This window comes from Paenibacillus sp. 32O-W, from assembly GCF_007679495.1.
Classification (GTDB): domain Bacteria; phylum Bacillota; class Bacilli; order Paenibacillales; family NBRC-103111; genus Paenibacillus_L; species Paenibacillus_L residui.
Genome location: NZ_VEGP01000003.1, coordinates 140963 through 151788, shown reverse-complemented (window position 1 = coordinate 151788; position 10826 = coordinate 140963). Strand labels below are relative to the sequence as shown.

At 51.8% G+C, this 10826-nt stretch carries 8 protein-coding genes; 1 reads left to right on the top strand and 7 read right to left on the bottom strand.

The features are described from left to right. Positions 1–488: 488 nt before the first annotated feature. The 3 genes from FS806_RS02355 to FS806_RS02345 all read right to left on the bottom strand — a co-directional run bounded on the left by FS806_RS02355 (position 489) and on the right by FS806_RS02345 (position 3463). Positions 489–1343 carry a sugar phosphate isomerase/epimerase family protein gene (locus tag FS806_RS02355; RefSeq protein WP_144932783.1) on the bottom strand — a complete coding sequence of 285 codons (855 nt, stop codon included), beginning with the start codon at positions 1341–1343 and terminating at the stop codon, positions 489–491. 108 nt (positions 1344–1451) lie between these two features. After that, positions 1452–2465, bottom strand: coding sequence for a Gfo/Idh/MocA family protein (locus FS806_RS02350; RefSeq protein WP_144932781.1), 1014 nt, complete (start codon positions 2463–2465; stop codon positions 1452–1454). 20 nt (positions 2466–2485) lie between these two features. Beyond that, entirely contained in the window at positions 2486–3463 is a 978-nt protein-coding gene (locus FS806_RS02345) for a Gfo/Idh/MocA family protein (RefSeq protein WP_144932779.1), read from the bottom strand. A gap of 190 nt (positions 3464–3653) precedes the next feature. On the opposite strand from FS806_RS02345, the gene FS806_RS02340 reads away from it, so the two are divergent. Next, positions 3654–4547: an AraC family transcriptional regulator gene (locus FS806_RS02340; RefSeq protein WP_186328163.1), complete on the top strand. Its 894-nt coding sequence runs from the start codon at positions 3654–3656 to the stop codon at positions 4545–4547. Positions 4548–4772: 225 nt separating this feature from the next. On the opposite strand, the gene FS806_RS02335 is transcribed toward FS806_RS02340, so the two are convergent. From FS806_RS02335 to FS806_RS02320, 4 genes are all read right to left on the bottom strand, one after another. Beyond that, the gene (locus FS806_RS02335; protein WP_186328162.1) at positions 4773–6035 is read right to left on the bottom strand and encodes an MFS transporter; all 1263 of its coding nucleotides are present in this window, start codon (positions 6033–6035) and stop codon (positions 4773–4775) included. A gap of 248 nt (positions 6036–6283) precedes the next feature. Further along, a complete protein-coding gene (locus tag FS806_RS02330) occupies positions 6284–7114 on the bottom strand; it encodes an anti-sigma factor (RefSeq protein WP_144932799.1) in 831 nt (276 codons plus the stop codon). Next, entirely contained in the window at positions 7095–7685 is a 591-nt protein-coding gene (locus FS806_RS02325) for an RNA polymerase sigma factor (protein WP_144932773.1), read from the bottom strand. Before FS806_RS02325 ends, FS806_RS02330 begins: the two co-directional genes overlap by 20 nt. A 454-nt stretch (positions 7686–8139) precedes the next feature. Beyond that, complete coding sequence (locus FS806_RS02320) at positions 8140–10791, bottom strand: CehA/McbA family metallohydrolase (protein WP_144932771.1); 2652 nt, start codon at positions 10789–10791, stop codon at positions 8140–8142. Positions 10792–10826: the final 35 nt, after the last annotated feature.

The window sequence follows — 10826 nt, the reverse complement described above, 5'->3', positions numbered from 1 at the left end:
TTCAGGCCTACATCCTATCTGTCTACGCTTAAACGTACATGTTACCATGCCCGCTCCAAGACTCGTTATTGGCGACGTGGTTGGCGTCTTTCCAAGCAGGGTTCACACCTGCTACCTCACTCGACCTAGGCTTGGTCGCTCCAAAAGTGCATTAGAATCCGCCCCATTTCCCAAAAAAGAGCGAAAGACGCTCAAATGTGCAGGTCTTTTTGCCAGAATGGAGCCATTTCGCAAAAATCGCTGAAAAGACCTGCATTATCGCTTTAGAATAAGGTATCGCGCGGCTTTTTCCCAAAAAGAACTGCAGTTTTGATTGTCTTTTTACACAATCCGGCGGGCGACCGGGCTGCCCATAAAGTCCCCGGTGCTGAGCGGTGCTGAAAATCGCAAACCGGATGGGGCAGCACCTTAAGGCTGCTTTTGGAATAAAAAAAATGAACCTTCGCAAGGCATCATGCCCTGACAAAGGTTCAGGTTGCGCGCCGCGGCTATAAGACTTCGGACCAGCCGGCTTCCTTCAGCATAGATTCCAGGCTTGTTCTCGCCTTTCGGATCTGCTCATCGAGCTCCACCGGGGACCAAGGGCCGGGATGAGCCCCATCCGCTCTTTCCACCTGTACGGATCCGGTAAATCCGGCTTCTTTCATTTGGCGGAACAAATCCGTGAAGCGGACGTCTCCTTCACCGGGGACCGGAAAATCGGCGTTCGCTCTCGCCCCCCGGTGATCCTTGGCAATGAAGGAATAGAGGCGTTCAATGATGATCGGCATATCCTCCTCGGAACGGATTCCTTCATAATAATGGACATTGCCGGGATCATAGCAGGCCTGCACGAAGTCGGAGCCTATGGCCTCCAACGTCTGCTTCAAATGTACCGCCGTCGCCGTATTCCCTGTATGCGGCTTTAATGTCACCGTTATCCCGTAACGTTCAGCCCATTCCGCGATTTCCCGAAATCGGGTAACGAAGCGGTTGTTCGTCCTTGTTAATTCTTCCTCCGGCAGGGGACTATCCGGGAACTGATGGTAGCCCCATGTACCCAAGGATAAGATTTCCTTCACGCCCAACACCTTGGCGGCCTCAAAGCGGCGGCGCGCTCGTTCGATAGGCTGTCCCGGCGCCAACTGATTGGTTCCGACAAGACATACCGGCTCCAACCCGTACCGTTCGCAAAGAGTGACCAGCCTGCCGAGAGCCGTTGAATCGTCCTCTTCGGGCACCTCTATTCCTTCATGAGGCAGACCTAGCGACACGTATCGATACCCTGCCCGAGAAATTCCTTCCAATGCTCTCTCCAATGATTCATTCCGATAAGGCAGCGTCATACAGGCCAGCTTCACCATCTTTGCTCCATTCCTTCCGTTTGATTTTTCCCATAATTTGGGTACCCAACAAACAAACGCCTTCGATCTTCGAGGGATGGAGAGGACATCCCGTTACCGGGTTGTCCCTTAAGCGATTGGCTCCACATATACTTCGCGTCTTTCTTTAAGAGACCTGTAGGCCGCCTCCGAAACGGCAATCGCCCGCAAGCCGTCCTCCAAAGAGATCATAGGGCTTCTATCTTCCCGGATACAGTCGATGAAATGCCCGTTCATCCGTTCCCACATATCATTTCCGGTGAAGGTTATTCGTTCCTCCGGACCGTCGGCCGCCTGAATCCTTACTTCCCCGTTATTATTCAGAACAGTCAAGCCTTCTGCGGCGACGCCGGTTATATCATACTCCACTCGTGTGATCCAAGGGGTGCTGACACTGGCTATTCCGCCATTCCGGAAGCGGATGGCTACCGTAAACCCGTCAGCGACGCTGCCCGGTGGCAGCAAATAGGTCCCGCCATAGGAAAATACGCTCTCCACCTCTCCACACATCCATTGAAGCAAATCGTAATCGTGGGAACCGTGCGAATAGATCGGGCCTTTCGCCTCCGCTTCGTTAAAATACCAATCGGGAGTTTCATAATAGTGGTCGCGGTATTTATCATATACCTTCATGCCGGGGTCCAGGTAATGCGTTCTCATGGACCAGGCTTGCAGAGTCTTTCCCGCCTCCGGACGCATCAACGCTTCCTTCAGCTTGCGGTAGGCCGGATCGAAGCGCAGAGGGTACCCGACCATCGTCTTCAGCTCCGGGTGCTTCTTGCCGGCCTCTACGATGTCCATTCCGTCCTCCAAGGAAGTGGCCAACGCCTTCTCCAGAAATAAATGCTTGCCGGATTCAAGTACGGCCTTGGCCAGCTCCGCATGAAGATGATCCGGAGTCGCCACCCATACCGCATCCAAATCCTGCTCCAGCAGATCTTCGGCTCTATCATAGACCGATGCACCAATTTCCTGGGCCAAGCTGTCCGCTTTCTCCCTAGTCCGGTTATGCACCGCCGTCACCTTCACCCCGGGCATACCGCTTAATGTCCGTGCATGAAGCGTTCCCATCAAGCCGCATCCGATAATGCCAGCTTTAATCATTTAATTCACCTCATCCTGGGTTATTGGCTATGGTTTTCTTCGAAAGAATACATGTCCCAAATCGCCTGGTGGGACTTCAAGGATTCCCATCCATCCGTTTCCGGTGTTTTGCCATTAATGATACAGTCCAAAAAATGCTCAACCTGAAAAACGGCGTTCGTTCCCCTGTCCTCCGGTATTTTATCTACAGGGCCAAATACGGTCCTTTTTCCCTGCTTATCGATAACATCTATGGTTCTCATGTCAAACGCGATCAGCGCATCGGGAGTATGAAGGTGAAGCAGGGCCGGAGATTCCTTGTATTTCATCCCCCAGCTTGTAACCAGATGGGCGACAGCGCCGCTTTCAAATTTCATAATGCTGTGGGCAGTCCCCTCCCCCTCCATCCATTCGGTTCCGAGGTTCGTTCCAACCGCCGCCGAGATGGTCGGATGGCCGAGCAGCCATATGAGCAGGTCGACATAATGACACCCATGGCTGAACAGAACCCCTCCGCCTAACGTCTCTCTGCGCGAGATCCAGGTTCCCGGCGCCGGGGGCAGGTAGGCCTGTATCCAGCACTGCGCGCTGAATACTTCTCCGAATTCCTTCTTCTCCACGATTTCTTTAAGCCTGCGAACAATCGGCAAATATCGGACTATGTAAGCCATCATAAAAACCACATTGTGCTCTTCCGCTGCATGGATGATGCGGAGCGAATCCGCTTTCGTCGTAGCTAACGGCTTCTCCAGCAGCACATGCTTGCCTGCGGCCATGGCCTGCAATGCTTGAGGGGCATGTAAATGATGAGGCGTGCATAGGCTGACTGCATCAATATCATCGATAATCGCAGACCAATCCGTCGTATAGCGGCAGCCCAGCTCCTTGGCGACACGGGCCGCCTTCTCTTCCTCCAAATCGATCACCCAAGTCAGTTCGGCTTGTTCTGCCGCATGATAAGCATAAGCATGCTGCAAGCCCATATTCAGCCCGACGACGGCTGTCCGTACTTTTCTCAATTCGGTTCCCCCTATCGTCCCATTTGTCTATCATCCTAAAGCAAATCTCCGCCTAAATCTTTAACTTTCCGGACGATTTATTTGCATTTTTGCAGCATAGACTTTATTGAATCCACCCGGAGGAAACCGTTTTCCAAACCGCAGAATTGATGTAAAATATTAGGTAATGTCTGTAGATGAGGTGATTGGAATGCACTACGTCAGACTCCGCCTTAAGGAAGAATTCACGGTGAATCAAATTATTTCCTTCCATTATTCGGAACTGCCCAAGAACTCGTTTTTTCCGGGAGAAAAGCATGATTTTTGGGAGTTTTTATATATGGATAAAGGCGAGGCGGAGATTACGGCGGGAAAGCATACGCTTCATTTAAGGCAGGGGGACCTGGTATTCTACACCCCTAACGAAATCCATAGCTTGAAAGGAAACGGGCATAGTGCGCCCAACATCATGATTGTCTGCTTCGAGTGCCATTCCCCGGCGATGAATTACTTTAAAGATAAATGTTTTCATCTGGGAGATCGCGAAAGAGCGATACTGTCTTCCCTGCTTCATGAAGGACGGCTCGCATTCGACCGCTCTTACGGGAATAAGTCGGCGCTTCTGGTCAAGAGAAGCCCGGCGGAATTCGGCTCAGAGCAGATGGTCAAAATTTATTTGGAATGGCTGCTGATCCAGTTGTTCCGCAACGACAATTTGCTCAGCCGCGAGCCCCGACTTTCCACGGGAGCCAAAGAGAAAACAGAGGCGTCCATCGCAAACAGCGTTATACGCTATATGGAAAACCATCTCTCCGGAAACCCGACCCTGGAAGAAATATGCCGGCATGCCCATGTCGGGGCCACTCGCCTGAAATTATTGTTCAAGAAGGAAACGGGCTATACCTTATCGGAATACCAGAACAAACTGAAGATTGATAAAGCGAAGCAATACATTCGCGAGGAAACGATGAATTATACTCAAATTGCGGAAAAGCTGGGATACAGCAGCGTCCATTATTTTTCCAGACATTTTAAAAAATGTACCGGCATGAGCCCGTCGGAGTATGATAAAAGCATTAAAGCGAGAGCTTTGGACTTTTTTTAACAGGAATGCCTTCGAAAGTATTCCGTCCTTACTCCGATAAGAGTCGGCGTGTAAACTTACCCCTAATCGCGGTCTATTGGATCAGGCGAAATCGTCATATAGAATATTAATAACCCGCGATGAATACAACGGGCAGCGTTACCGCTGCCCGTTATTAAATCCCATGCTTTCAATCCCCCGTCTGCAGCCAGTATCAGCTGAGGTATGTCGGACTTGCTTGACCAATTAAGACTCTGCCTGCCGGGAACCGCCGGAATTCGAATTGGGTTCGGGCAGTCCTCCGCCGGCATCCTCCTTATGTTTAAAAAATGCCGCCATAAACGGCAGATGGCACAGAAGGATGATACTCAAGCCGAACCACAGCAAGCCATTCGCTGCCATCGCTCCATTCAGCAGACCAAATAGCGAAAAACCGGCCATATAGGAAGCGTCCTGCATAGGCAGCGTGATGCTGTTAAATCTGCCCTGCATGCCCAGATCGATCCTGGATTGCAGAATCGAAAAATAGATGATCGTAGCCATAATTTCGAATATAGCGGCCACAATCAGGATGAACAAGGACCAGACAAGCCCGAAAGGCAGGCTTAACCCGGCCAGCAAAACCGCTTCTCCCAGGCCGAACACCATATAGATAGCGGTAATGGAAAATCTGTTCCGACAACGGGAGATGACGGTATGGCATCCGATGGCTCCCACCAAAGCACCCAGGCCTTGTGCGGCCAGCAACAGCCCCCAATACAGCTCCACGTTCCCATAACTGCCCGCTGTCGTAAGCAGATACAGTTTCAATATTCCGAGAGTAAGCGAGTAACCGAGTGCCGTGATCACCAGGCCCAAGATGAGCCGGTCTTTAAACAGCAGACGAAGCATCTCCCGATTGAATCCCGTCCCTTGATGTGTGGAATTCTGCGTTTTCCTTCTCTCCGGGACATGTACCATACTAAATAACACAAACGACAGCAGCCCCATTACCGAACAGATCAGCATGACCTTCGTATAATCGAGGATAATAATCATCAGGCTCCCAAGCAGCGGGCCGACAATTTTAGACAGCCTGTCGATCCCCAGCACCAAGGAATTGCCCTGGATTTCTTCCCCTTTAGGAATGACCGATGCGCGCAGGGTCAAGGAAGCCGGCGAGCCGATCGTCTGTGAAATACCTATGGCCAGCAGTGCGAACTGAACATGCCATAATTGCTGTGTAAACGGCAGAATGGCAATGAGCAGGCTGTACGATAGCACATCCAACGTTGTCATCCGCTTGGCCCCCCACCGATCAATCCACACCCCGACGATCGGGCCGAGCACTATTCCCGGAAGCAGCTCCATAACCATTCCCGAGACAAATTCTTTGCCTATACCGTATCGGTCGTTTAAAAACAACGGAATGACGGCGGCCAAGATCCACTTCGTCAAATCCCAAATTAACAGCGCGGTCAAATAACGCCTGAATACATGATGCCCCGATAATAATTTCCAAACGGACAATGGTCTCCCCCCAAGTAATTGAATTTTTTACTTGGGGGCGTAAGCAATCAGGAGGACCACCGTCTCACCTCCTTTAAGAGTTTACGCGCAATAAGAAAAGCTCCTCACGGAGCTATTTCCACAAATGAATAACCCGGTTTTAAAGGTAGCTTTATTAACAGATATTGTAATTCAAAGCATCCGGATTGATCAACTAAAATTTTCGTTTCTATTATTAGTTCTTCCTATTCAGCAGAGTCCGCAATCCGCTAAGTACCTAACACTGTCTTGCCTCTCGGCACCGATCCATGGGAGTCCGGCTCCAAGGTTATGTCTATCGAATCGAACGGCAAATCCGGACTATCCATATGGTACGCAATCGCGCCACGGCCCAGCGCATCCACCTGGAACGTCCCGGCACTCTGCCGCTCCCCTTCGTGAATGAGCCAGACCTGATAAGCGTCCCCTGCCTGATTGGCCGCCAGTCCTGCGAAGCTGCCGACGATCTCTACCTCCGCCCCCTGCCTCAACAGCCAGACTGTGCCTTCGGCCGTATCCATGGAGGCATCCGTCGATTTCAGATTATAAATCTTGATTACTTGCGTGGGGACCGGGTGCGCCGCCACAACAGCAGGCCGGGAGGGCTCCCGTACAGCCGTCAGTTGCTCGTGCATCTTGACATTCCCGCTCAGGGAGACCAGAAGCGCCCCAATTAGCAAGACCGAGGCAGATTTATAGAACCGCGGAGCATAACGCTCCCATTTCCATCTCGCCCGGCGCCGCTCCTCTTTCCGTCTGCGGGCAGTCTCCACACGGGAGAGTTGGAAGGCAGGGACAAGGGCTGGGATCGGCTCCGGTTTCGGCTCTGTTTGCTCATCGGGAAATAGAGAACTTATCACCTGCGTCTTCAAATCCGCCGGCACTTCCTCTTCCTCTGCTTGCAAAGCCAATGCCGTCCAGACCTGCTTTAACTCCCGCGCTTCTTGCCGGCAGGCAAGGCAGTACAGCAAATGCCGCTCAAAGCGTACCCGGTCTTCCTCTCCACATTCTCCGGCGACATAGGCTATGAGCAGAGAACATTCATCGTTCCGGTGATCCATATCTTCCCCCCTCCCATTCCATCTTCAGATGTTTGCGCAATATTTTTAACGTTTGATGAAGCCGGCTCTTCACCGTACCAAGCGGCTCACCCTGCATCCGTGCAATTTCCGCAAGCGAATAACCTTCCCAGTACAACTGCTGAAGCAACTCGATTTGACTGGCGGACAGCCAGCGATAGGCCTCACTTATTTGCCGTCTGATCATTTTGCGCAGCTCTGCGTTTCCTGTCGGGTTGGAAGAACGGGATGGCATCCGCTCCCAATCCTCTTCATCGATTAGAACGGTCTTGTACGCATTTCTCTGTTTCCGGATATAATCCATCGTCAGGTTGCGGGTGACCGTAAGCAGCCAACTGGCGAACCGCCCTTTGTGCGAATGGTATCCTTTCTCCGTAGACCACAATCGGGTAAAGACCAGTTGAACGATTTCCCTGGCCGTCTGTTCATTCTGCGAGGCCTTCAAGGCAAACGAATAAACGAGACGCACATAGCGGTCATACAATTCTTCCAGAGCCGCACGGGACTTGTCCCTTACCAGATCCATCAGCTGCTCGTCCGTCATATTCCGCATCAGCGGTCCTCCTTCCTGCCATCTTATAAGACACATCAAAAACGGCATAACCGTTTATAGCATTCGTTATTTTGGGGGTAAATCATTTTCCGGAAAAGCAAACCGGTCAGTCTTTCCTTACGGCGGCAGCACGGGTCCGAATGGATCGAGCCGCTTGACCTGGAGAAGCTGTACCGGACAAATCTGATTGCTCTTGCCAAGCATACCGATAATAGAAAAGAAGCACAACCGTTTATTGATTATTTAAACCAAAAGCCTGCGATGATACAATCATTTCCGTGCAAAAAAACCTCAGAAGCCCATGTATTGCGGGTTCTGAGGTTTCTTTGAACTATGTGGTAACCGAGGTGCTTGAGTCAGCTGATCTTTTCCCTAACTATCTGCCTAACGGAGCCGGACTCAGAGGCAAGCGGTGATTTTATCGTTTGTTTTTGATTGTAAGAGGCCGAGACCATTATCGCCCTTGATTTTGTTTATCCCGAACACTAATGGTGTCCACCACGTAGGAATAATCTTTCCGCGTTCCATCCTTGGCCGTCACGCTTATCTTCAGCAGACCGACGCTTCTGGTGCCGCTCACCAGCTCGGTATAATGGATGGACGTTTCTTTTGCCCCGCTGCTTGTGATGACCGACAGCTTCTTAGGATCGAAACGGTTGTCATACACCTCCAAGCGGTTCACCCCGAATGTCGGGAGCAGCTTATACTTGGTTTTATTTTTATAAGAAATGGACTCGATGGCCGCAGAGTTGGAAGAACCGGAGAGCTCCACCCAGACCGGATTGGAAAAAGCGAAGCCCGTGCCGGCCAAAGGGCCGATGCCGGAGCTATTCTCCTGTGCCTTCTCACTGCGCACCTCCATACGGTAAAATTCCTTATCCGTCACAGGCAAAGGAATCGTCTTGGAGAAGGTGTTCGTTTGCCGGCCCGTAAGGTCCTCTTCAAAAACAATCTCTCTGCGGGCATAATCCGCGATATCACCGGTTACCGGATATTTAATGACGCGGACGCTGGTCAGATTAGAGTTAGGATCAAAGGCCTGAAGCTGAAACGGCATATGGCCGGCGCTTTCCAGTTGAAGGGTTCCTCCCATGTCGACTCCGCCGATGCTGAATCTGAGCTCCGGTCCATTGGAGCCGTAATAGCCTCCGTTCCTCAGCAGCTCCAGAACATTCTGCTTGGAAAGCCCCCCTATCTTGCCTTTGATATAAGGATCTCCTACTTTATCTTTGGTATGGCCGTCGGAGTTGGCGATTCCGTAATATTTCCCGTCTCCGCGAATATTGATTTCGTCCCAGAAACGGAACGCCCGCTCATTCACTCCGTTGTCCAGGGCGTGCCAGGTGCCGTTCCACACTTCCACCCCGGTAAACCCCGTCCACTGATACGGATTCCGGAACGTATAGGTTTGGTCGAAGGGATGGGCGATATAGAACAGACCGCCTTGGCCTGTCACTTCATCGATGCTGTCCTGCCAGCTGTAGCCGGATTCCGGGTCGTTAATGTCATATCTCGGGACGCCGTTTATTCCGAAGGCCAGCGCATGGCCTGATTTCGTAGTGATTTCCGCAGCCGGTAGACTGAGGAAGCGTCCGTTATAGCTCTCGGTAACCGCATCCGTATCCGGCCCCTGCGAGTCGGTATTATGATCGGAGCTCCATAGCCAGGACAACAGCCGGTTATTATAAACGCTGGCGGAGTTTTCGGCTACGGTATGAACTCCGTCACTGTGCTTCGTATGGGAATGATTGTCTCCGCCATAATACCCTGCCCTGCGGACATCAAAGCTGCTAGTGCCCGTCAGATTAAAAATATCTGTGGATACTTTGGCCTGGATAACAGACCTTCCGCCTTCCAACGCCACCGCACGGACCTTCCTTACCGCCTGCGCACGGGCATCTATAACCGGGATTTCCAGGCTTCCCTCGTCCAGCAAATGGACAAAATATGGAGGATGTACCTCCAGGGCAACATTTTGCAAAGGGGCATCGGTCAGATTCTGCACGGTCATTGTGATCTCAAACGGTGTCTCCGCCACGAGTTCCGAAGGCAGCTCAACCCTGACCTCCGCATACTTTTTCATCGTAAAGTCCGCTTGTATCCTTCTTATCTCCCCAATTTCGACGATTCGGCCTTCTACCGAGTACTCTTCATTTACAGGAGTGATCCGATAGACGCCCTTCTTCGCAAAAATCTGGTATTTGCCCTCACGATTAGTTACCGCTCTTGCGTAGAGGGCTCCGTTCTCGTCCGCAGCCACTATTTCTGTAAAAGGCACAGGGGCCCCCGCCTCATCCGTCACTGAGCCGGTTATGCTCCCGTACTCTTCGGCCTGACCATGATCCCGGATGAATTGCGCCCAGAATTCTGCCGCGGCGTAGGGCTTATCCGCAGGGCCGGCGACATGAGGCAAATGGTAGATCACATAGCTTTGGCTCTCGCCGTCGGGGATCACCGCCGGGAACCAAACCCCCATGAATATAGCCTCATGCATAATGATTTCGGGCTGCTGCTCGTTCGGCCAGAGGATCGCATGGGCTGTTTTCCCGGTGAAGGCGTTGTTGATTCCGTTGAACAGATAGTTATCTGTCCATCCGCTTCTGATCGCATTCTTCTCCTGACTGTACACCCAATTTCTTCCCGGCAGGTAGCTATGCTGCTCTCCCGGCTGATCGGGATCGATAATATACCCGAAATTTCCGTTAAAATCGCTTCCCGTCCGGTTATCGAGCGTAATTTCCATCTTAATTAACGGCGTGCCTTCAACTATGGAATACCGCACCGAGGCTTTCATTCCGGGGTCGCCACCGGTCTTCCCCGCTACAGCGGTGGTGGAATCCGGCAGCTCCGGCACGGCGCTTGTTTCGAAAACACTGCGGCTATCCGCCCCATAGCTCGCTTCCGTAACGGAGATTTCTCCATTCCCCGCCACAATGTCGCTGGACCCCCTCACGTTGCCCTCCTGTGAGATATCGAGAGCAGAGCTCTCATTACTCTTTTCTGCACTTCCGGGGGCAGCGCCCGCTGACCCGCTCGGGAAAGAGCCCGCCAATAACATCGCCGATAAGATGACAGCTACACCTTTCGAGAAAAATCGCGATCCCATGTTCTTCCTCCTCTCTCAAATAAAGAGCAGTTTGT